The 22,369-nt window shown below is 70.4% G+C and carries 18 protein-coding genes and 2 pseudogenes; 9 read left to right on the top strand and 11 right to left on the bottom strand.

Going from position 1 to position 22,369, the window contains the following annotated elements; all coding sequences use genetic code 11:
- Nucleotides 1-42 precede the first annotated feature (42 nt).
- Nucleotides 43-1,683 (bottom strand): FAD-dependent monooxygenase, encoded by a 1,641-nt coding sequence (locus tag OG928_RS00790; protein WP_406277542.1) that lies wholly within the window; start codon nt 1,681-1,683, stop codon nt 43-45.
- Between the two features lie 53 nt (nt 1,684-1,736).
- Nucleotides 1,737-2,699 carry an MBL fold metallo-hydrolase gene (locus tag OG928_RS00785; RefSeq protein WP_406277539.1) on the bottom strand — a complete coding sequence of 321 codons (963 nt, stop codon included), beginning with the start codon at nt 2,697-2,699 and terminating at the stop codon, nt 1,737-1,739.
- 117 nt (nt 2,700-2,816) lie between these two features.
- Between OG928_RS00785 and OG928_RS00780 the strand changes: the two genes are divergently transcribed.
- Together OG928_RS00780 and ctaD are read left to right on the top strand one after the other, a co-directional pair.
- Nucleotides 2,817-3,527: an IclR family transcriptional regulator gene (locus tag OG928_RS00780; protein WP_406277537.1), complete on the top strand. Its 711-nt coding sequence runs from the start codon at nt 2,817-2,819 to the stop codon at nt 3,525-3,527.
- A 508-nt stretch (nt 3,528-4,035) separates the two neighbouring features.
- Entirely contained in the window at nt 4,036-5,637 is a 1,602-nt protein-coding gene (gene ctaD / locus OG928_RS00775; protein ID WP_406290700.1) for a cytochrome c oxidase subunit I, read from the top strand.
- Here the strand turns inward: ctaD and OG928_RS00770 are convergent.
- The 4 genes and pseudogenes from OG928_RS00770 to OG928_RS00755 all read right to left on the bottom strand — a co-directional run.
- Nucleotides 5,634-6,035 (bottom strand): annotated as a pseudogene (locus OG928_RS00770) (LysR family transcriptional regulator substrate-binding protein); the annotation flags it as partial. The gene ctaD and the pseudogene OG928_RS00770 overlap by 4 nt on opposite strands.
- A 28-nt stretch (nt 6,036-6,063) precedes the next feature.
- Nucleotides 6,064-6,165 (bottom strand): annotated as a pseudogene (locus OG928_RS00765) (LysR family transcriptional regulator); the annotation flags it as partial.
- A 93-nt stretch (nt 6,166-6,258) separates the two neighbouring features.
- Nucleotides 6,259-6,726 (bottom strand): hypothetical protein, encoded by a 468-nt coding sequence (locus OG928_RS00760; protein WP_406277534.1) that lies wholly within the window; start codon nt 6,724-6,726, stop codon nt 6,259-6,261.
- Nucleotides 6,727-6,732: 6 nt separating this feature from the next.
- Nucleotides 6,733-8,313 (bottom strand): helix-turn-helix domain-containing protein, encoded by a 1,581-nt coding sequence (locus OG928_RS00755; RefSeq protein WP_406277531.1) that lies wholly within the window; start codon nt 8,311-8,313, stop codon nt 6,733-6,735.
- A gap of 175 nt (nt 8,314-8,488) precedes the next feature.
- On the opposite strand from OG928_RS00755, the gene OG928_RS00750 reads away from it, so the two are divergent.
- Nucleotides 8,489-9,190, top strand: a complete 702-nt coding sequence (locus tag OG928_RS00750) for a DUF4232 domain-containing protein (protein ID WP_406277528.1) — start codon at nt 8,489-8,491, stop codon at nt 9,188-9,190.
- Nucleotides 9,191-9,597: 407 nt separating this feature from the next.
- Here the strand turns inward: OG928_RS00750 and OG928_RS00745 are convergent, their stop codons facing one another.
- The 3 genes from OG928_RS00745 to OG928_RS00735 form a co-directional block, all read right to left on the bottom strand.
- A complete protein-coding gene (locus tag OG928_RS00745) occupies nt 9,598-10,464 on the bottom strand; it encodes a helix-turn-helix transcriptional regulator (protein WP_406277525.1) in 867 nt (288 codons plus the stop codon).
- A 101-nt stretch (nt 10,465-10,565) separates the two neighbouring features.
- A complete protein-coding gene (locus OG928_RS00740) occupies nt 10,566-11,429 on the bottom strand; it encodes an SAM-dependent methyltransferase (RefSeq protein ID WP_406277522.1) in 864 nt (287 codons plus the stop codon).
- 300 nt (nt 11,430-11,729) lie between these two features.
- On the bottom strand, nt 11,730-12,701 hold the full coding sequence (locus OG928_RS00735) for a helix-turn-helix domain-containing protein (RefSeq protein WP_406277519.1): 972 nt from the start codon (nt 12,699-12,701) through the stop codon (nt 11,730-11,732).
- Nucleotides 12,702-12,816: 115 nt separating this feature from the next.
- Here OG928_RS00735 and OG928_RS00730 point away from each other — a divergent pair, with 115 nt between their 5' ends.
- Nucleotides 12,817-14,841: a WD40/YVTN/BNR-like repeat-containing protein gene (locus tag OG928_RS00730; protein ID WP_406277516.1), complete on the top strand. Its 2,025-nt coding sequence runs from the start codon at nt 12,817-12,819 to the stop codon at nt 14,839-14,841.
- 87 nt (nt 14,842-14,928) lie between these two features.
- On the opposite strand, the gene OG928_RS00725 is transcribed toward OG928_RS00730, so the two are convergent.
- A complete protein-coding gene (locus OG928_RS00725) occupies nt 14,929-15,066 on the bottom strand; it encodes a hypothetical protein (protein ID WP_406277513.1) in 138 nt (45 codons plus the stop codon).
- Nucleotides 15,067-15,435: 369 nt separating this feature from the next.
- On the opposite strand from OG928_RS00725, the gene OG928_RS00720 reads away from it, so the two are divergent.
- From OG928_RS00720 to OG928_RS00705, 4 genes are all read left to right on the top strand, one after another.
- On the top strand, nt 15,436-17,526 hold the full coding sequence (locus tag OG928_RS00720; RefSeq protein WP_406277510.1) for a PQQ-dependent sugar dehydrogenase: 2,091 nt from the start codon (nt 15,436-15,438) through the stop codon (nt 17,524-17,526).
- A gap of 493 nt (nt 17,527-18,019) precedes the next feature.
- Nucleotides 18,020-18,811, top strand: coding sequence for a HEAT repeat domain-containing protein (locus OG928_RS00715; protein ID WP_406277507.1), 792 nt, complete (start codon nt 18,020-18,022; stop codon nt 18,809-18,811).
- Nucleotides 18,812-19,244: 433 nt separating this feature from the next.
- Nucleotides 19,245-19,439, top strand: coding sequence for a hypothetical protein (locus OG928_RS00710; RefSeq protein WP_406277504.1), 195 nt, complete (start codon nt 19,245-19,247; stop codon nt 19,437-19,439).
- A 99-nt stretch (nt 19,440-19,538) separates the two neighbouring features.
- Nucleotides 19,539-20,585, top strand: coding sequence for an LLM class flavin-dependent oxidoreductase (locus OG928_RS00705; protein ID WP_406277501.1), 1,047 nt, complete (start codon nt 19,539-19,541; stop codon nt 20,583-20,585).
- A 388-nt stretch (nt 20,586-20,973) separates the two neighbouring features.
- On the opposite strand, the gene OG928_RS00700 is transcribed toward OG928_RS00705, so the two are convergent.
- Nucleotides 20,974-21,558, bottom strand: a complete 585-nt coding sequence (locus OG928_RS00700) for a hypothetical protein (protein ID WP_406277498.1) — start codon at nt 21,556-21,558, stop codon at nt 20,974-20,976.
- A 656-nt stretch (nt 21,559-22,214) separates the two neighbouring features.
- Between OG928_RS00700 and OG928_RS00695 the strand changes: the two genes are divergently transcribed.
- Nucleotides 22,215-22,343, top strand: coding sequence for a hypothetical protein (locus OG928_RS00695; protein WP_406277495.1), 129 nt, complete (start codon nt 22,215-22,217; stop codon nt 22,341-22,343).
- Nucleotides 22,344-22,369 lie beyond the last annotated feature (26 nt).

Below are 22,369 nucleotides of genomic sequence, written 5' to 3'. Positions count from 1 at the left end.
CCGCCCCGGGGGCACGGTCCGTCCGTCCTCGCCCGCCCGGCGTCACCCACCGGTCCGGGCCAGGGCGCGGCGCACGGCGACGGTCACGTCGCCCGCCCGCGCGTCGGGCAGGATCGCGGCGATGTGGGCGTCGGGTCGGATCAGCCAGGCCTCTCCGGGGACGGCGGGCAGATCTCGGGGCCGCGCCGGGTCGGCCTCGGCCCCGTGGCCGTCGAGGCGCAGCACGGTGACCGGGGCCGTGGACGCCGCCCGGGCGGCGGCGGCCAGGGACTCCGCCCACGCGTCGTCGTGGTCGGTCGACGGGGCGGCCGCCGGGTCCACTGGCCCTCCGGCCGTCGCCAGCAGCAGAGTGAACCCCTCGCGAACCACCTCGCGCAGCCTCACCGGCTCGTCGTGTCCGGGCACGCGCACGCGCACGTCCGGCACGATCACCCCGGGGGCGGGCACGCACAGTTGGCCCTTGGCCGGGCGGCCGCCGAAGGGGCGGTGCGGGGCCGGGGTGGTGAGCGGGGAGTCCACGTACCAGAACGGCTCCGCCAGCCGCCCGGAGTCGACCGTACGCGCGGCCAGTTCGGGATCGCCGGCGGCCGCGAGCAACGTGGCCGCCCGTACGGCCTGCTCGGTCTCGTCCTGGGGTACGAGGAAGCGCATGGTGGCGCCGGTGATGTCGAGGTTCTCGGCCGCCGCGGCGTGCCGTTCGCCGTGGTAGGTCTCCAGCACCGCCTCGTCCGCCCAGCCGCGCGACACGAACGCCAGCTTCCAGGCCGCGTTCTCGGCGTCACCCACCCCGGAGTTGAGCCCGCGGGCCCCGAACGGCGCGACGACGTGGGCACTGTCCCCCGCGAGCAGCACGCGCCCCACCCGCATGCGGTCGACCATGCGCGAGTGGAAGCGGTACACGGACCGCCACACGATCTCGTACGGTCGGTCCCCGACGATCTGCCGGATCCGCCGGTCGAGTCCGCCGGAGGCCTCCTCGGTCGCGAGGTCGAAGTCCGGCGGCACCTGCCAGTCGATCCGGAAGACGGAGTCGGGACACGGGTGGATCAGCACTTGGCGCCCCGGGTTCCAGGCGGGGTCGAAGTAGAACCGTCGTTCGCTCTCCCAGCCCGGCAGTTCGGCCCGGATGTCGCAGATCAGGAACTGGTCGTCGAAGGTTCGACCGGGGAAGTCCAAGCCCAGGGCCTCGCGCAGGCCGCCGCCGCGCGACCCCGTGCAGCACACGACGTACGGGGCACGCAGCACCGCGCCGTTCGCGCACGTGAGGGTGACCCCGTCCGCGTCCTGCACGACGCCGGTGACCTCGTGCCCCCACCGGACGTCGACGAGGTCGCTCGCGGCGATCCGCCCGTCGAGGATCTCCTCGGTGCGGGACTGCGAGATGTTCACGAACGGCGGGAGCGGCGAGTCGCCGTCCTCGGCGAACGTCCACGCGAACAGTTCCCGCTCACCGAGGTACGTGCGCGCGGTCGTCCACGTCAGACCCTCGTCGGCGATCGCCGACGCGCCGACCGACGCCCAGACGTCCAGCACGTCACGCTGCTGGCAGATCGCCTTCGACCCGACCGGGTCGCGCGCCGGACGACGGTCGAGCACGGTCACCGGCACGCCCCAACGTGCCAACAGCAAGGCGGCCGTCTGCCCAACCGGCCCCGCCCCCACCACCACGATCGCCTGCGGCATCGTCTCGAACGTCCCTTCGTCCTTCCCGGCCCCGTTATGCGTACGGTCGGGGGTCAGCCCTGGAGCTGCGCCCACACCTCGCGGTCGCGCTCCGCGGTCCAGATGCGCGGGCGCTCGACGCCGGAGAGTTCGTCCCACAACCGGGAGACGTCGAACGGGAGGCAGTGCTCGAAGATGGGCCAACGGCCGTAGCGCGGCGCGAGTTCGGTGTGCACCGCCTCGAACGCCTCCTTCAGCGTGCCGCCGCGCTCCTGCACGGCGCCGACCTGCTCGATCATCACGCGCAGGAAGTCCCGCGTCTGGGCGATCGCCGCGTCCACGGCCTCGCGGCCGCGTGCGACCGCGCCGCGCCCACCGACCAGCGCCTCGGCACCGAGGGCGGCCACGGCGTCCAGCGTTCCGCAGGCCCAGTCGCGGTGGAACGCGTCGCCGGTGTACAGCGCCGCTTGGGCCTCGACCAGGTCACCGGCGAAGAGCACCTTCTGCTTCGGCAGCCAGGCCACGATGTCGCCCTCGGTGTGGCCGCGCCCGCAGTACCGCAGTTCCAGATCGCCGCGGTCGCCGCCCAGGTCGATGGTGAAACGGTCGGAGAACGTCGCGGTCGGCCAGGTCAGGCCGGGGATCGAGGCCGGCTCCTTGAACAGGCGGGGCATGCGGCCGTACTCCGACTCCCAGTCCTGCCGGCCGCGTTCGGCGATCAGCTCCCGCGTCCTGTCGTGGGCGACGATCACGTCGGCGTCGAACGCGCTCGCGCCCAGCACGCGCACCGCGTGGTAGTGCGACAGCACCAGGTAACGGACCGGCTTGTCGGTGTACTCGCGCAGCATCGCCAGCCACTCGCGGGCGGCGACCGGCGTGGCCAGGGCCTCGAAGGCGACCACGAAGTCCTCACCCTCGATCGCCCCGATGTTGGGGTCCCCATCGGCGGTCAGGGCGTACACCCCCTCGGCCAGGACCTCCAGCGTCCGCTGCTTCTCGCCCAGGTCCGCCGACGATGCGAACGGTTTCGCCGTCATCGTGTCCCGCCTCTCTCGACATCAGCCCGAGGTCTGTTCTATTATCGAACAGCGAGCTCATATTTAGATCATGGATGGCGGCAATATACACACGCCGCAGCGGCCGGAGAAGAGACCATGCCAACGCCCGACGAGAAATCCCCACGGGACAAGGTGGCCCCGCACTCCCAGACGCTGGACCGAGGACTGCGCCTCCTGGAGGTCCTCGCGGACGCCGAACGCCCTTTGGCCATCGCCGAACTCGCCGACGCGCTCGGCGTGCACCGCTCGATCGCGTACCGGATCCTGCGCACACTCGAGGACCACCGCCTGGTACGCCGCGGCCCCGACGGCGCCTGCGAACTCGGCGTCGGCCTGGCCACCCTCGCCCGCAACGTCTCGCGCGACCTGCACGCCGCCGCACTGCCCGAACTCACCGCCGTGGCCAACGAGATCGGCATGACCACCTTCCTCGCCGTGGTCGACGGGGACGAGTGCGTCACCCTGGCCGCCGTCGAACCCCGCCACTCCGTCGCCGCCGTCGCCCAACGCCCCGGCAGCCGACACTCCCTCGACTCCGGAGCCCCGGGCATCGCCCTGCTCTCCGCCGGCCCCGCCCGGCCCGACGAACGCCCCAAGGTCACCGAGGCCCGCCGCCTCGGCCACGCCCGCTCCGACAGCGAGGTCATCGCGGGCCTGTCGTCGCTCGCCGTCCCCGTCCTCAGCGCCTCCCGCGGCCTTGTCGGCGCAGTCGCCGTGGTCCACCTCGGCGGCACCGCGGCCGACGAGGCGGCCATCGCCGTACGCCTGCAACAGGCGGCGAGAACGATCGCGGCGGAGTTGGCGTAGGGGGTAGGGCTGCCCTTCCGCCGGCACGCCGACGCAGACCTTGTCCCGACCGTGCCGGAATACGCCCTGCGAGGCCGCACTCCCTGTTCTCCGTGTGCCGATGGGCGAGCCATTGTCGGGCGTAGTGCGCTGAACTGTCTCTGTCTGCTTTTCGCGATCTCGGGCACGCCGTGGCCTGCTCTTCGCGGCGGCGGACCAGTACGACGAGTGGGGTGCTCCGGTAGCGCCGAATGGGGAACCGTGCTCGCGATGCCCGCGCGTCTCGGCGGGCGGGCGCACGATGCGGGATACGTTGCGCGGCGAGGCTTTGGGGCGAATATGTGCCGCACCGGCGAGGACCCGGTGCGGACCCGCTCCGCCGAGGCCGGTCGGGAGGACTGACGTGAGTGTGAGTCGGGAAGCCGAACGCGGCGTGGCATCGCTCGTGGTCCCGGGTGGTGAACAGGCGGGCGCCGGGGCCCGAGTGGTCGGCTGGTTGACCACCACGGACCACAAGGTGATCGGCTACATGTACATAACCACGTCGTTCGGGTTCTTCCTCATCGGGGGAATCCTGGCGCTGATCATCCGCGCCGAACTCGCCCGACCGGGCAACCAGATCCTGTCCAACGAACAGTTCAACCAGGCGTTCACGCTGCACGGCACGATCATGCTGTTGCTCTTCGCGACGCCGTTGTTCGCCGGATTCGCGAACGCCATCATGCCGCTACAGATCGGCGCGCCCGACGTGGCCTTCCCGCGCCTGAACATGCTCTCGTACTGGCTGTTCCTCTTCGGCGGCCTGATGGTCCTTGGAGGTTTCCTCACCCCGCAGGGCAGCGCGGCCTTCGGGTGGACCGGCTATGCGCCGCTGTCCGGCGCGATCCGGTCGCCGGGGATCGGCGCGGATCTGTGGATCATGGGCCTGGCCCTGTCCGGATTCGGCACGATCCTCGGCTCGGTCAACTTCATCACCACGATCGTCTGCATGCGGGCGCCGGGAATGACCATGTTCCGCCTGCCGATCTTCTGCTGGAACGTGCTGCTGACCGGCTTCCTGGTGCTGATGGCGTTTCCGGTCCTGGCCGCCGCGCTCCTCGCCTTGGAGGCCGACCGCAAGTTCGGCGCGCACATCTTCGATCCGGCCAACGGCGGGCCGCTGCTGTGGCAGCACCTGTTCTGGTTCTTCGGGCACCCCGAGGTGTACATCATCGCGCTGCCGTTCTTCGGCATCATCAGCGAGATTCTGCCGGTGTTCTCGCGCAAGCCGATCTTCGGCTACCTGGGCCTGGTCGGCGCCACCGTCGCGATCGCCGGGCTGTCCTCGGTGGTGTGGGCGCACCACATGTTCGTCACAGGCGCGGTGCTGCTGCCGTTCTTCTCGCTCCTGTCGTTCCTCATCGCGGTGCCCACCGGGGTGAAGTTCTTCAACTGGATCGGCACCATGTGGAACGGCTCGCTGTCGTTCGAGACTCCGATGCTGTGGTCCCTCGGCTTCCTCGTCACGTTCTTGTTCGGCGGACTGACCGGGGTGATCCTCGCGTCGCCGCCGCTGGACTTCCACGTCTCCGACACGTACTTCGTGGTGGCGCACTTCCACTACACGGTCTTCGGCACCGTGGTCTTCGCGATGTTCGCCGGCTTCTACTTCTGGTGGCCGAAGTGGACCGGGAGGATGCTCGACGAACGCTTGGGCCGGGTGCACTTCTGGAGCCTGTTCGTCGGGTTCCACACCACGTTCCTGGTGCAGCACTGGCTCGGCGCCCAGGGCATGGCCCGTCGGTACGCCGACTATCTGGCGGGCGACGGCTTCACGGCCCTGAACTCGCTGTCCTCCATCGGGGCGTTCCTGTTGGGGGCTTCGACCCTGCCGTTCCTGTACAACGTGTGGCTGACCCACAAGACCGGCGCCAAGGTAGCCATCAATGACCCGTGGGGCTTCGGGCGTTCGTTGGAATGGGCGACCTCGTGTCCGCCGCCCCGGCACAATTTCACCGCGCTGCCGCGCATCCGCTCCGAGTGCCCGGCCTTCGACGCGCGGTACCCGGAGACCGTCATGCTCGGCGCGCCCGGGACCCCGCCGGCCGACAGCGGGATCGACGGCTCGGATTCGAGTCCCGGATCGGACTAGTGTCGGGCTGCGGTTGCGTGACGGACGGCGGCCTGTGACCGCTCCGTACTGACCTTGCGCAGCGCCTCGATGAGCTTTCGCACCGCGGGCCCCGGTTGCGTGTCCGTGCGCGCGATCATGGAGACGGTCAGCCGGGGCGGGGCCCAGTCGGTTGCCGGAGTCACGCTCTCCTCGGCGCGGTGGCCGCGGAGCGTGTACCGGGGCAGCAAGGCGATGCCCACTCGGGCGGCGACCATGAGCAGGCTCGTGTGCGGGTTGGTCGTCTCGTAGATGATGTTCTGGTCGGTTGGCGTGAACCGGGAATCCACAAGGTCCCGCAGTGCGTAACCGCGCGCGGGGAGCACCCAGGGCCGGCCTTCCAGGTCCGAGACACTCACGGTTGGCTTGTCCGCCAAGGGGTGGCTTCGGGGGGAGGACCCCGTTGGCGCGGCGGATCAGCAGGTTGACGTTGAGGTCCTCCTCGAGGCGTCGGATCTGCCGGCTGAGCGTCGGTTGCCCGATGCCCACCTCCAGGGCCGCCTTGCGCAGGTCGGCCGGTCCGTCGACCGATGCACTCGCGACCCGAACCCGGGGATTCCAGCGGCCAACCCGCAGGCCACGTAGCGCATGATCGACCCGTCGTCAGGCTCGCTCCTGCACCACGCGCGCGTTGTCGACGTGCAGGCGCAATGCACCGTCCTCCGGGCACTTGAGGCCCACGGAGAGGCCGCAGAGCGCACCGTCCGCGGCGAAGGCGTACGCGACGGCCACCAGGAACACGCCGTGTCCCGCGGGGCAGTACTCCGCCGTCCGCTTCCGAACGACGTTTCCTGCTCCCGACGGCTGGACGTCGGATCGCACGAGCCTCCACTGGCAGGTGCCGGAGTACACGTCGCCGTCCTCGATGCCGATCGGCAGGCAGCAACCCACGCACCAAACCTCGTCCGAGGCCACCTCGAACTCGTCATGGGCGCAGTACCGGCACAGGACAGGGACGGTCACCCTCCGCCCGTCCGGCCCCGCGAGGCCGGTCCGGCCCAGTAGCGCCAACAGACTTCCGTAACCCGTGACCTCGTCGCCCACCGGCCCGGCACACCACGCGTCTGCCATCTGCTGTCATCCCTGCCGTTCGATCCACTCCCCGCCGCCCAGCGGGTAGTCGTAACCGGGGCGGCCGGCGTCGGCGCTGGTGCGGAAGGGCGTGCCCTTGTTGTTGATGTGCTCCGTGCCGCGGCGGTCGCCGCTGGACCAGTCCAGGGTGAGATCCCAGCGGACGTCGTGCGCCTTGGTGTGCACGGTGACGTAGAAGACCTCCGGGTCGGACGCGCTGACCTTGTACGGGAAGTCGCCCTGGCCGTTCTTCGCGGTGATGACGGGGCTGCCCTTGTCGAGGTCGATGTCGAACGACTTGGTGTCGACGCCGCCGCCGCAGCCGACGCCCATCGAGTAGTCGTTCCAGGCGAGCGGCGCGCTCTTGCCGACGACGCGTATGTGCAGCGCCTCCAGGATCACGGTGTCCTGGCTGCGGCCCTGGACGGTGAGGGCGATCTTTTGCTCGTTCGAGGAGACCGCGCCGTACGCGGCGGCCCAGCGCGGGGCGTCCCGCTCGTTCGCGGGCGGGCCGACCTGTTCGGCGCCACTGTCGACGAGAAAGTGCTGGCTGCACGGATTGTTGTAGACGTAGGGGCGAATGCCCACATTGAGCGGGAGGGCGCCGGCACCGCTCTCGCCGGATGACTCCCGCGCGCCCGGCGTACCGCCACTCTTCGAGACACCGGGCCCGACCTTGCCGGAGTCGGTCGTGACGGCCGGGGCCGGGGCGGTCCCGTGGGGAGACGGGGAGGAGGAGGCCCGCTCTGTGGGTCGTTCCGTGGCATCCGCCGTGCCGGTGATCGCGGCGGCGGGACCGGCTGCCCGGTGATTGCCCGCATCGTTGCCTTCGTCGTCGGAGAACGGATGTACGACGGCCATCACGACTCCCAGCAGGGCCGCCACCGCGACGAAGGAGGTCGCCACGGTACGGCGACGCCGTGACGGCGCGGGCTCGCGAGGTGCGTCGACGTCCGCCGACGCACCGTCCTCCTCGCCCTGTCCCTGCCCGTGCGACGTCGCCGCGCGGGTCGAGCCCGTCCCGGGGGCCGCAGCGAGGGCCGCAGCGGAGTCTGGCACTGTCGCCGAGTTCGAGTTCGAGTTCGAGTCCGACCCCGAGCCCGACTCCGTGCCCGTATCCGGCTCAGTCGTAGGCGCCGTGTTCGCCCGCTCAGCCAAATCCTCCGCCGCGCCCGCATCCACCGTCTCCGACGCGTCGACCGCCTGAGCCACTCCATCCGGACCGGCGCCCCGAGCCGAACCCGACGCCGGGGCCGGATCCAGAACCGGAGCCCCCGTCGCCGGAGCCGCTGCCTGCGCCGGATCCGCCCGGCGCCCCCGTGCCGCGTCCGCCAGGATCCAGTGCCGGTGCAGCTCCACCAGTTCCTGCGGCGTTGCCCGGCACACCCGGGCGAGGCGTTCCACCGGTGCGTAATCGCTCGGCACGGCAGTGCCGTTGCAGTAGCGGTGCAGCGTCGACGTGCCCGTGTGCAGCCGCTTGGCCAGCGCGCCGTAACTCAATCCCGAGCGGTCCTTGAGCTCCCGCAGCAGTCGCGCGAATGCCTCCGTTTCCTCGGCCCCCGTTGCCCCCGACACCCGTTCCTCCATGCCTCGCGTCCCATTCCCGCGTTCCAGGGGCGCTGCGTTTCCGCTGCTCAGAGCGGGTTTTGCCGTTCCGGCGTCCCCAACTGCCCGCCGTCTCTGGCGGTTGGGACGGCTCGCCCCACAAGCTCGTGACCATTCAAGCAGCACCCCCACCCGAACACCGAAGGGGCTCAACCTCATGTCCGGCAACCGCACTTCCCGCTCCCGTCTCGTCGGCGCCGCCACGCTCGCGCTCGCCGCGCTCCTGCTGACCGCGTGCAATGACGACAAGGACGCCGACGCCAAGGCCTCCGCCGCGACCCCGGCGCCCGGTGCCCCTTCCACCGCGCCACCGGCCGCGACACCGTCCGCGTCCGCCCCCGCCGGTACCCCCTCCTCCCGGCCCTCTTCCGCTACCGGCAAGCCCGGCCCGGCCAACACCAAGGGCCCGGCCGGCCGCACGGACTCCGGCGACCCGGCCACCTGCGAAGGCTCCAACACCAAGACCGTCGCGGCCCCGCTGAACCGCCCCGTGAACCACATGCTTCTCACCGTCACCAACACGGGCGGCAAGCTCTGCGCCCTCTACGGCTACCCGGCCATGCGCTTCGGCGAGGCCCAGTCCGTACCTCCCGTCATCGAGGCGTCGAAGCCGCAGGCGGTCGTCATGCTCGGGCCGGGCGAGTCCGGCTACGCCTCCGTCAACCTGTCCGCCGCCGACGGCAGCGGTGGCACCGGCCACACCGAGAAGTCCCTCACCGTCTACTTCCACGGCCCCTCCGGCAACGAGAACGTCGGCACGGGCGCCCACCCGTCGCTGCCCGCGAAGGGCACCTACGTCGACGACTCGCTCAAGGTCACGTACTGGCAGCAGTCGATGGACACCGCAACCGACTGGTAAGCACGCACCGTCGAATCGAACGAACCTCCCACGGGCGGCGGCGGCAAGGCCCTCCACCGCGGGCCCGCAGGCCGGATCGCCGGCGGATGGTCACGGTGGCTGCCGGCATGGTCGCCGCATCTGGCGGAGCACCTCGGCACGACCCTCGGTCGACTCCATGCGATCGCTTGCCGGAGGACGTCCATGTCGCGGCGGGCTTCATGGCCTTGCGCACGGTCGTGGCCAGGACGTTGGGGGCAGGGCTTCGGTCGGGGTAGTGGAGCCGGAGAACGAGCGGCGATCGGTGACGCTCGGGAGTGCGGTGAGGGCGACCACCGTGGGTCGTCCTCGCCGACCCCGAGAGCAACGAGTTCTGCGTCCTCGGCAACGCCGCGAGCGACCCGCAACCGGCACAGCGTTCCCGGGACCTACGGTGCGGTCACGCCCGCCGCGTGGGTGTCGTGCCGGTGCTGCGGGCCGAACACGCGCAACTCGTCCAGCACTGTGGTGCCACCGGGCGGAGGGGTGAAGATCCGCAGGCGCTGGTCCGCCGCGGGCGTCGCCAGCACCTCGCAGTCCAGGTCGATCCTGCCCAGGTCGGGATGCACGAGCCGGTACGGGTGCGACCTGCGCACGGCGACCTCGTGCCGGTCCCACAGCGCCGTGAATTCCGGGCTCGCGGCCCGGAGCCGCGTCACCAGCGAGCGGGACGCCGCGTCGTCGCCGCGACGGGTCGTTGCGGCCCGCAGGTCGGCGACCAACTGCCGGGCCTGCTCCTCGTGTTCCTCGACCGCGAAGTGACCGCGGACGCCGGGGTCGGTGAACCAGCTCAGCACGATGTTGCGGTCCTCCTCGGCGACCGTGCACACGCACCCGAACAGCGCGAGCGCCAGGTCGTTCTGCGCCAGCAGGTCGCCCAGATCGCTCACCACCTGCACGGGCACGCCGTCCAGGCGGTCGAGGAGGTACCGCAGGGCCGGCCGCAGATACTCCCCGGCCCGCGCGCCCTCCGGCGGGCGGTGCCCGGCGAGCAGGTACAGGTGGTCCCGCTCGTCCTCGGTCAGCCGCAGCGCGCCCGTCAGCGCGGCGAGCACCTGGACCGAGGGCTGGGGGCCGCGGGCCTGTTCGAGCCGCATGCAGTAGTCGGCCGACATCCCGGCGAGCATCGCGACCTCCTCGCGACGCAGGCCCGGGGTCCGCCGCCTCGGCCCTTCGACGAGCCCGACGTCGCGCGGCGTCAGCCGCTCCCTGGACCGGCGCAGGAAATCGGCGAGTTCGGGACGGTTCAGTGTCATGTCCTGCTCAGGATATCGGTGTCGTGAAAGCGCATCCTGGGACCGCCGATCCTAGGGGAAGCGCTCCGCTTCCACGGTGTCGGCGACGCGGGCCCGACGAGTCAATCCTTGCGGCCGACAGCGCCGTACAGCCACACCAGGCTCTCGTCGAACGTCCCGTACGAACCGTCGTCGGGATCGTCGTCCGGGTCCCACCGGGGAAGCGGTACCAACCCGGGCGGCACCAGACGGAATCCGTCGAACAACGACAGGATTTCCTGCCGTGGGCGCAGCACCGCCGGCGCCGTCGCACGGTTGTAGACCCGCGCTCCGTTGTGAGCCCGCTCCCCGTCGAAGTCGGCGCTGGTGTGCGAAAGGACCAAATAGCTGCCGGGGGCCAAGGCGTCACGCAATTCGGCCACGAGCGCGCGCGGATCCTCCTCGTCGCGCACGAAGTGCAGCAACGCGACCAGCAATACGGCGGTCGGCCGATCGAAGTCGATGACCTCGCGCACCTGGGGATCGGCCAGGACCGACTGCGGCCGGCGCACGTCCGCCTGGACGTACGCGGTACGACCCTGCGGTGAACTGCGCATCAGCGCCCGCGCGTGGGTGAGCACGATCGGATCGTTGTCCACGTACACCACCCGTGCGTCGGGGGCCACGTCCTGTGCGACTTCGTGGGTGTTGCCCGCGGTGGGGATACCGGTGCCGATGTCGAGGAACTGGCGTATGCCGTGCCGCGCGAGATGCCGTACCGCGCGCCGGAGGAAGACCCGGTTACCACGAGCCGACGGCCGCGCACTGGGGGCCGCGGCGATGACCTGCTCGGCCGCGTCGCGGTCGGCGGCGAAATTGTCCTTGCCGTCGAGGTAGTAGTTGTACATGCGCGCCGGATGTGGGCGGGTCACGTCGATGCCCGGCGGCACATGGTTCCCGACCGAATCCTCCTGAGGTAACTGCCACGCCCTGCTCGATTCCACCATCGACGTACCCACCTTGTCTGCGGTTCTTCGCCTGCCCCCGCACGCTAGCGCGTGTCTTCGATCCTGCGCAGGTCCGCGACGCCCCACACCGCGTCTCGCCGCACCGGCGAAATAGCCGTATGGAACCGCCTCGGTGACTCCGGTCGCCGTCGCGGTCACCGTCGCCTACCTCCAGGCCTCCGGCAGACCGGTCGAACCGGGGCCCGAAGGAATCACCCGACTCGTGGACGAACTGCGCCGCGAAGACCGCAGCGCCCACCGCGTCGCCGTGCTCCTCCGCTCCTGGCCCGTGACCCATCCCTACACCCAGCCGCGCCGCACCGCCTGGACCCCGGCCTGGAACCGGTTCTCCGCACCCAACTCGTCCAGGAGCACCCGCATTCGCCGCCGCAGGCTCCGGGTGCTGGTGCCCAACTGCCGGGCGATCGTCTCGTCCTTGAGTCCGGACAGCAGCAGGTTCAGGATCCGCCGGTCCTCCGCGTCGAGTGGGTCGCACTCCTCGGGGCCGGCGGCGGTGAGTGGGACGGCCTGTGTCCAGAGCCGTTCGAACAGGGTGACCAGGGCGTCGACGAGGGTGGTGCCCCGGATGACGACGCTGCGCGTGATGGGTGAGTCGAGGTGCAGGGGCAGCAGGGCGATCCGGCGATCGGCGACGGACATCTTCAGCGGGATGCCGGCGAGCACCCGGGCCTCTTCGCCGGCCTGCGACAGGCCGGTCACGTCGTCGAGGTTGCCGGGTATCTGGAACGACTCGGGGGCGTAGATCGTGCGGTACCGGACCCCACGGCCCAGGAGGTTGTGTTGGAGCGGGTTGCCGTGGGCGAGGACGTACGGCGGCCGGTCCAGGCTCATGATCTCCTCGGTGGCCTCCTGCTGGAGCCGGGCGAACCACCGGCCGAGCTCGTCGGCGCTGGTCAGCAATTCGACGCCCTCGCCGGGGCGGGCGGCCTCGCCGAGCGCGCGGTAGACGGCCTCGAGTTCGGCGGCCGTCTCGGTGACCCTGCCGAGGTCGGCGTGGGCGTTGCGGACCAGGGCGGCGAGGGCGGCGGTGGGGCTGACGGCCGCCCAGCGGGTGGGGCGGCCCGAGAGTCGGCTGACCAGACCGTGGCCGCGCAGCCGGGCAAGGGCCGAATGCAGCCTCTCGGTACCCCAGCCGGTGCGCTCCGCCAAGTCGCGCACGGTGACCGGCGGTCCGGCCAGAACGGTGCGGTAGACCCGCTCGTCGAAGGGCGCGACCCCGACCGCGCCGAACACGAGCTCGTCATTTTCCATGGCGAGCGAGCATGGCCGATTCCGGCGCCGGCCGCAACCGGACACCGGCCACACCTGGCCGACCGTCGTGAGCCGCGACTACAAAGAGCACACCACCGGCCCCATGGGAGACGGCATGTTCAACGCACAGCATTCACGGTCGGGTTCAGCGAAGCTGTCCCGGCGCCGACTACTCCTGATCGCCGCGGTGGCCTTCGGCACCGTGTTCGGCGCGTTCGGCGCGGCGCCCGCCGAAGCGCAACCAGTGGCTCCCGACGACTCGCCGACGACCCTGGCCACCCGGGGCAACGAATGGCGGCAGGTCGGCCCGAACGGCAGCGGCGGCAAACTGGCCTTCACCCCCGCCCGGCCCGAACGCGCCTACGTGCAGACCCCGATCGGCAACGTCGTCTTCCGATCCGACGACCGGGGCACCACCTGGCAGCAGAGCAACGAACTACCCGTGAACGCCACGGACGCCGGCGGCATCGCGGCCAGCCCGCTCCGACCCGACGTGGTGTTCGCCGGCGGCGTGGAGAAGGACAACTGGCACGGGTACGTGCTGCGCAGCACCGACGCCGGCAAAACGTTCACCCAAGTGTTGGACACCCCGGGCAAGGTCAGCGGCGTCGTATTCGACCCGATCGGCGCGCGGCTGTACGCCATGGCCTCCGACGGTGTGCACATCACCACCGATCACGGCAACACGTGGCGGCTGCTGCCCGGTTCCCCCGCCGACGCCCGGAACCCGAAGTTCACCGGCTTCGACCTGTACTTCACTTCCGGCGCTGATGTCTGGGTGCTCCGCCAGGGCGCGCAGACCCCGGTGAAGCTGCGCCGCCCCGGCTCGACCGGCGCGCATGTCGATCAGTTCACCGGCACCGGTGGCACCCTGGTCGCCAAGAGTGACCTGCAGGTCGCGCACGTCTCCACCGACCGGGGCGCGCACTGGCGGGCGCTGCGCGGGCCGTGGGGCACCGACGTGGTCGTCCTGGCCGCGATCGTGGACGGTTCGGGCCGGCTGCACATCCAGGTCAACCAAGCCACCGGCGAGATGCAGCAATGGGGCAGCCGCGACAACGGCCGCACCTGGCACCCCGAGGCGGGCCTGGACCGCATCGACCTGTACGAGGCCACCGGCACCTTCCCCGGACGGCCCGGCACGGACGTGATCTCGGCCGGCGCGGGCATCTACACCACCGACGACCACCAGTCCTTCCGCCGGATCGGGGTGCCCGGCTCCGAAGTGTTGTCGCTGACCGTCACCCGGGGCACGTCGGGCCCGGCGATCGTCGCGGGCACCATGACCGGCAGCTACCAGTCGTCCGCGCCCCTGAAGAGCGAGCTGCCGCTCGGGTACCAGGAATGGGGTTTCTCCGGCACCGCGCCGCACACCTTCGGCAACCGGATCGACGGCCTGGCCACCGATCCGTCGAACCCTTCGACGGTGTACCGGGTACGCAACACCTGCACCTCCGATCAACCCTGCTTCTACCTGGAGAAGTCGACCGACGCGGGCCTGCGGTGGACCATCGTCCAGACCGCCGTGCCGGGCAAGGCACTCGGCATCACGGTCAGCCCCGCCGACCCGAAGCGGCTGTACATCGCCACCCACTCGCCGTCGGCCGTGTACACCAGCAACGACGGCGGCGAGTCCCTCGTCCAGAACTGGCACGACGACCTGAAGGGCTTCACCAGCGTCGCCGTCGACCGGGCCAATCCCGACAGCGCCTGGCTCGGCGGCCCGGACGGGCTGTTCCGCACCACCGACGGCGGCGTCACCCTGAACAAGGTCCTCGACGGCTGGGTGAGCGCGATCGCGCTGAACCCGCGCACCCCGGGCCACGCGGTCATCGCCGCCAAGGACGCGCTCTACGTGACCACCGACGACGGCAAGCACCTGACGAAGGTGGCCGCCGACCTGACCGGCTCCCTGAGTTCGCTGGCGTTCACTCCGGACGGCTCGACGGTGTTCGCGGGCTCGCACTACTACCTCACCCCGGCGCTCGGGGTGCTGCGCAGCACCGACGGCGGCCGGACCTGGGGCTCGATCACCAGGAACCTGCCGGAGCCGTCGGTGTCGTCGCTGACCGTGTCGGCCGACGGCCGGTGGCTGTTCGCGGGGACGACGTACGGGAGCGTGCACCGACTGGCGGTGTGACCACACACCCGGCGCGCCGCCCCTGTCCGAACGCCCGGACAGGGGCGGCGTCGTGGGTGGGCGACCGTGGCCCGGCGCGGCTGCGCGCTAACGGGCGAGCCAGGTGAGGGCGGCGGCCACCAGTGTCTCGACACCGGTCGTCAGGGTGGGGTCGAGCACGGGCGCGAAGTACCGGGAGTGGTTGGTGGGAATGCTTTGCGCGATCCGCTCGATCGGCAGCTTCACCCGCCGGCTCCCGGCGATGCATTCGGTTATCTGAACGACCGTCACGACCGAGGCCGGGTGAGTGCAGAGCGGCTCGGTACTCGCTTCAATGCCTCTGCGGCGATTCAGCGGCATGACCGAGGCGCGGTCGGGAGTGGGCCCGCACATCGAGTGGCGCGTGACCCGTTGACAGGTACACAACCGAGCCCTAGCGTGCCCATCACCGGATAGGAAAGTTTCCTAACTATCGAGGTCCAGCGCCAACTTCCCCCGCGTGATCGCCCGTTGCCGGAAGTCGCTTGCCGTGTGACCTTCGCAGCGGATCCGCCCGGGCGGCACCACGAGCTGCTGAGTCGCCCTGCGCTCAGCCCCTCTTCGCTGGAGGACACCGTGAGATGCATCAAACCCCGGCCGTCCAGGGCGTTCGGCGCCTTGGTAGCAGCGGCCACCACCGCCTCGCTCTGTGTGGGCCTGCCCGCTGCCCACTCCGTTTCCCTCCCTCGCGCCGCCACGTACGAGGCCGAGGCCGCCCATATCGTCAAGGGCAAGGTGGAGTCCAACCACGCCGGCCACACCGGCACCGGCTTCGTGAACTTCGACGTGGTCTCCGACGCGTACGTCGAGTTCACCGTCCAGGCGGGGCAGCCGGGAGCCACGAAGCTCGACTTCCGTTACGCCAACGGCACCTCCGCCGACCGGCCGTTGGACATCACGGTCAACGGCACCCAGGCCGCCGACGACCTCTCCTTCCCCGGCACCGGCGCCTGGACGACCTGGAAGACGGCCTCCGTCACGACGGCACTGGCCGCGGGCACCAACAAGATCCGCGCCACCACCTCGGGTGTGGACGGCCCCAACCTCGACAGCCTGACCGTCACCCCGCAGAGCCCGACCGACACCGAGAAGCCGACGGCCCCGAAGAACCTGCGCAAGGACAAGGAGCCGACCACCACCTCCGTGTCCCTCACCTGGGACGCGGCCAGTGACAACGTGAAGGTCACCGGGTACGACGTCTACCAGCACGGCCAGCTCATGAAGCAGGTCGACGGCTCCACGCTGGCCACCACGGTGACCGGCCTGACGCCCGAGACCAGCTACGACTGGACCGTATTCGCGCGCGACGCAGCCCCGAACGTCTCCGACGCCAGCAACGCGGTCACCATCGCCACGCTGCCCGCGCCGCCCGACGGCGAGGCGCCGAGCGCCCCGCAGGGGCTGCACGCCACCGGCAAGACCGCGACCAGCGTCGACCTGGCATGGACGCCGTCCACCGACAACGTGAAGGTCACGGGGTATGACATTTACCGTGACGGCGCCGCCGCGGGTACCACGGGAACCGCGACCACGACCGTCGCGGGCTTGAAGGCCGACACGACGTACAGGTTCAAGGTGCGGGCCTTCGACGCCAAGGGCAACCGGTCGGCGTTCGGCCCGGAGATCAGCGTCACCACCGCCGGTTCCCTGCCGGGCGGCACCCCCGATCCGGGCACCGTGAAAACCCTGGCCGGCGGTGTGGACGTCGCCTGGGGCGTGGCGTTCCTACCGGACGGCTCCGGGATCTACACCGAGCGGAACACCTTCAACGTCTACCGGTTGACCAAGTCCGGCCAGAAGACACAGCTCGGCAAGGTGCCCAACTCCCAGACCACCGGCGGCGAGGGCGGCCTCATGGGCGTGGAGGTTTCCCCGAACTTCGCCACCGACCACTACGTGTACTTCCTGCACACCTCGTCCGACGGCAACCGCATCGCCCGGATGAAGCTGGAGAACAACGCGCTCAGCGGCTACAAGGTGCTGCTCGATGGCATGGCCAAGAGCCGCTACCACAACGGCGGGCGGCTTCGCTTCGGGCCTGACGGCAAGCTGTACGCCGGCATGGGCGATGCCCAGAACGACTCCCGGGCGCAGGACAAGAACTCCCTCAACGGCAAGATCCTGCGCATCAATCCGGACGGCTCGATCCCGTCGGACAACCCGTTCGGCAATGCCGTCTGGTCCATCGGGCACCGCAACCCGCAGGGCCTGGACTTCGATTCCAAGGGACGCCTCTGGCAGGCAGAGTTCGGCGACAACATCATGGACGAGGTCAACCTGATCCAGAAAGGCGGCAACTACGGTTGGCCCAACTGTGAGGGTACCGACGGTAGTTGCTCCGGATACATCGCGCCGAAGAAGACCTGGCCGGTGTCGTCCGCCTCGCCGAGCGGCCTGACCATCATCAACGACCACGTGTTCGTGGCCACGACTCGGGGTCAGCGAGTCTACCGGCTGCGCATCGACTCCAGCTCCAACCTGGTCGAGCAGAAGTCGTTCTTCGAGGGGACGTACGACCGGCTGCGCACCGTGGAGGTCGACCCCGACGGGGACATCTGGCTCACCACGTCCACGGACAAGGACGGCACGGCGGGCAACGACCGGATCCTGCTGATCGACGTCGTCTACTCGGGCCGACCGGACCAGGGCCCGGCGAGTTCAAGCTGACCGGCACCGCCTTCGCCGACAACGCCACCGTCCCCGACAAATAGACCTGCGTCGGGGACGGTTCGGCGGGCCGGGACACTTCACCGCAGCCGGCGTGGGGCGCGGGCGCGGGCGCGACACCGGCGCCAAGAACTGATCAGGGTTCGCGGGTGACGGCTCACGGTGGGTCGGGAGAGAAGAGTTCGAAGTCATCGCCGCAGTCTGACGCGGACGCTGAGGAATACGCCGCACTGCTTGGGTCGCCGAGTACCGGTACGCCGCTCCAGAGCCGACTTCCGCAGGCCGCCGCTTGAAGGGACACTGGGCGGGGCCGGTCCGTGCATCCTGCGCCGTGCTCTTGCCAGCGCCGTGCCCTTGCCTGCACCGACTCCTTGCCGGCCGAAAGCGCGGTTGATTTCCGATGTACGTGGTACCCGACGGGATCGACGACCTCATCGTGTCATTTCTGGGTGGCGACAACAGGGCCGGCGACAGGCTGGTGGCCGCTGGACCGGTGAGTCTGCGCCGTCTGATCGGCGCACTGGCGGGCCGGGCCGACCTGGGCTGGGACGCCCCGGGGGCACAGGGGGAACGCTGCGGCCGGGAGGAGTTCGAGCGCCTCGACCAGTTGGAGGGACTCCTCGCCCGAACATTTCCCGAGACCCTGTTCGACGCGGTGGCGCACGACCCCACACTCGAACCGGCGGTCATGCGGATGCTGAAGAGCGTTGAGGATCCCCGCGCGGTGCCGATTCTCGAACGCGGGCTGCACCCCGGTAGCGGAGTCCGCTGGTCAGCCCTGTGCGGTCTGGCCGTGCACGGCACCGCCGCTCACACGGAGGCCGTTGTCGACTGCCTGGACGACGCGAGCGAACTGACGCGGTCCGAGGCGTTCGACGTACTCGGGCGACTGGGGGACGTCCGCGCAATCGGCCCCTTGCTGCGCAGGCTGAGCGCCGACGATGGCCACACGGCAAGACGCGCCTCGGAGGCGCTGGACCGCATCGAGCGACGCATCGGCGGACCACTGGCACCGCCGGTCTGGCTCGAGATGGGGCCACAGGAGCTCACCACGGGGGGTGCGGCGCCATTCGGCGGACCGTGGCGCGTGATGGAGGGCCTGGTGGAGCGCGGGCGGACGGTCCGCGACGGTGAGCTGCTGGCGGCCCTGGAGAACGACTACGTCTCGACCGAGCTCACAGCGCCCTGGCCCGGCACGGTCACGGACGTTCGGATCTCGGTGGGCAACGAAGTGTCCGACGACGTCGTGGCCGTCGTTCTCCAGGCCCGGCGCCGCATCGGGTAGCGACCCGCCGGCACTTCCATCGCCGAGAAGCCCGGGCGCGAGTTACGGACGCCCGGTCGCTCTCGCAGGACCGTCGAACGCGAACGAAGGACCTGGTGGAACTCGCCGTTGTCGAGCAGTCCCATGATGACTTCCGCCACCGGGAGGATCCCGGGTTCGTGGATGTTTTTGCGACGGCGAGCCGTTCCTCTCCGAGACGATGTGCGGATGAAGGATCAGTCGGGGTTGCCGTCCGCCCGGGGGTTCGTCGTGGTCGAGGAGGCCGGCACGTTGGCTCGTGCCGGGGCGGACGTGCGCGTACATGCGGTCGGCGGCGCGGTGGTCGCGTTGGGGGCGTCGGCGGTGGTGGTGATCGCGGAGGTCGGGGACGACCCGGCGGTCACCGGTGTGCGCGACCACGGAACGCTCGCGCTCTCGGCCCCGCCCGCGGGCGGTGGCGGAACGTCCGCTGGGCCCGAGCCCCGACGCGCCGGGCTTCCGACGCTCCTCGGAGCGCCGCCCGACCCACCTGTTCGTGCGCATCCCGCAGGGCCTCATCGACCTGGGCCCCGGCAGCGTCGGCAGCGGCAGGCTGAGCAACGAGGGCCTCGTCGACTGCGAGTTGCCGATCCTGAAACCGCGGCGGTAGGCCCACCAGCGCACTGGGAAGCATGCTCTTGACCATGAACGACAGCGAACTGCAACCGGAATGGTTCAGCCACCTCACTCGACGGCGAGGAGAGTCGCCATGCGGACCGGCATCGTCATGACAGCAGGGCCGGGTGTGGAACACCTGGCCGCCCGCGCGGAGGAACTCGGCTTCGACAGTTTCTGGGTGTACGACACGCCGATGATCCACGGCGATCCGTTCGTGAGTCTCGCACTCTGCGCCAAGGCCACCCACCGGATCAGGCTCGGCATCGGTGTCACCTCACCGGCACTGCGTTCCGCGCCCGCCGCGGCGGCGGCCGTCGGCAGCCTCAACGCCCTCGCCCCCGGCCGCATCGTCTGCGGGGTCGGCACCGGCAACACGGCGCGCCGTACGCTCGGCATGCGGCCTACGAAGACGGCGGAGCTGGAGTCGTTCACGGCCGCCCTACAGGATCTCACCGCGGGCCGCGAGTCGGACTACCGCGAGGGGACCCGGTCCAGCAGGGTGCGATTCCTGCACGTCGGCCCGTACGTCAACACCGAGGCTCCCGTGGAGTTCGTCGTGGCCGCGTTCGGCCCGAAGGCTGCCGCGGTCGCCGGCCGGCTCGGCGCGGGAGTGATCTCCTTCGGGATGCACGACCCCGCGGCCTGGTCCGCCCTCGGCCAGGCCCGGCGGGCGGCGGCGCGGGACGCGGGCAGCGCCGAGAAGACCCGTTCGTATCTCATGTCCTCCCTGCATGTCCTCGCCGACGGCGAGGACCGCTACGGCGATCCGGTCAAGGACTCGATGGGGCACATCGCACTGAGCGCACTGATCCTCGGCGCGGAGGACCCCGCCTTCCGCGCGGCCCTGCCTCCGGAAGAGGCCGCGGCTGTCGACCGTCTGCTCCGGTTGCGCGGCACCACCCCCACCGATCCCAAGCTTCACCAGGCGCTCTACCGCAACTACCTGGGTCGGCTGTCCCCCGAGGACCGCGAACTAATCGTGCCTTCCCTGGTGGACAAATTCGGCCTGGTCGGTACCAGGGGCGAGGTCACCGAGCGGATCGACGAGCTGGAGAAGTCGGGGGTCGACGAGCTGGTGATCCAGCCCGTTGTGGACCCGGAGACCGAAATGGCCGAGCTCGCACAGCTGTTGGCCTGACACTCGGCGCAGGACGGCCGTCGGATCCTCCCGCGGACCGCTTGGGCTGTTCGGCGTAGTGGCGGGCAGGCTGCCTGTGCCCGCCCGCCCCTTGACCGTGGTGAGGACGTGGTCGCCGGCGCGTTGGACGCGGACCACGACGGCGGCCGTCCGGAGTCCACGGCCGGCAGCGCCCCGTTGCCGGCCTGTTCCCCTCTTCGGAAGGCCGTGTCGAGAATGCTGCGAGTCCCTGACCTGACCGCCGCCGTCGTGATGCTTCTGCCGGTGCGGCCTCACACGATCACGACGCCATCCCTCGGTCACCGACACCGCACGGCGGAACGCGTGAACGCCATGACCGTCGTCGCCCCGCAGAAGACGCAGATGCCCACGACGAGCCGCGAGAACCTCAGGCACCCGGGACAAATCGAGGTGATGGGGGCGGCGTAACGCCCGGCTCGATTGTCGACCGGATGTATATCCGCGTTTGCCCCGTCTCGAGGGTGTGGGCGAAGAGGTCGACGCAGTATTGAACGTTCTTGCCGTGGGGGGACGTGACATCACCCGGGCACAGCCCGCCCTCGCGTAGACCCTGGAGCAGGGTCTCCGGCTCGGGCAGGCCCAGATGCGCGAAACCTGCCGCCGGCCGGTAGTCCTTCGCCTCGGGGTGGAGGTTCGGGATCATCCTGGTCCCCTTCGGGTTGAGCGGCAACAGGTAGGCGTCTGCTTCCGGTTCGGGAAGGGTGAAGGCGAGGAGGGCCACGTCGTAGCGGGAGCCGGTCTTGTATCCGGCCCGCCGGTCCGTGGCCGTCTCCGGGACTCCGACGCCGATCAGCTCACTCGTCCAGGCGGGGGTCGCGCCGTCCTTCCAGCAGCATGTCTGCTCGTGATCCGCGTCGGCGGACAGTGCGTGGTCCACGAAGAACGCGAACGCGGTGACGACGACCGCGAGTACGCCCGTGACGATGCCCAGGATGACGACCGCGCGGCGCATCGACTGCTCCCCAAGAGATCCGGTGTCGGGCCGCCGCCGGCTCGTGCCGTTGATCGACCACGTCCGTGAGTGGCGATCCTACGAGGCTCCGTGCTCCGTCTTGGGGGCTGGGGGCTGGAGGGTTGGAGGGTTTGCATCACCCGGAGTGCCGTGGGCCGGTCGACCGGCGAGGTCGGATATGAGGGTCGCGCGGAGGGCCCGAGGTGGCGCGAACCCCCCCTCGCACATCGTCGACTTCGCGGTGTGTGGGCTCGGGGTCGAGGGTCGGCAGTGCGCGCGATCCGCCGCGACGCACGGCGTCACGCGTGCGTCGGCGACCGACCGACCGACCGACCGGCGGGCGGTTCGGGGGCCGCGGGCCGGTCCCGGTCCACGGCGATCCCGGCGGAGCCTGCTGTGAGTTCTCGGTTTTTCTTGGGTAGGCGAGTGGGGCTTGAGTTGTGATCCCGGGGCTTGGTTGGACGAATCCGGCTTTTCCCGCTGTGCCGGTTGAGCTGGGTGGATTGCGGGGTGTTTCGGCTCGGGGCGGAAATGAGTAGCGCTGTGACCTGCGTTTTCCGTGGTTTGGCTGGAATGCCGGATGTATCGCGGGAATCGCTATGGATTTTCTCGTGTTTGCACAGGTCGGGCAGTGTCTCCTTCGGTGTGGGGTATGGATGTTCGAGCCATCCGGGGTGGGGGACACCGTTCCCGGCCTGGACGGGCAGCCCCCGGTCGAGTCGGTGGTGCGGCGACAGGACCTGGGGTGGGCGGTGCCGGGCGCGGCGGTCGTCGCGATGTCGTAGGTTCTCGCAGGGGGCGGCACCTACCG

The organism is Embleya sp. NBC_00896 (assembly GCF_045207785.1).
Taxonomy (GTDB): domain Bacteria; phylum Actinomycetota; class Actinomycetes; order Streptomycetales; family Streptomycetaceae; genus Embleya.
Note: the sequence above shows the minus strand (reverse complement) of the source record. Positions and strands in the feature narration are given on the sequence as shown.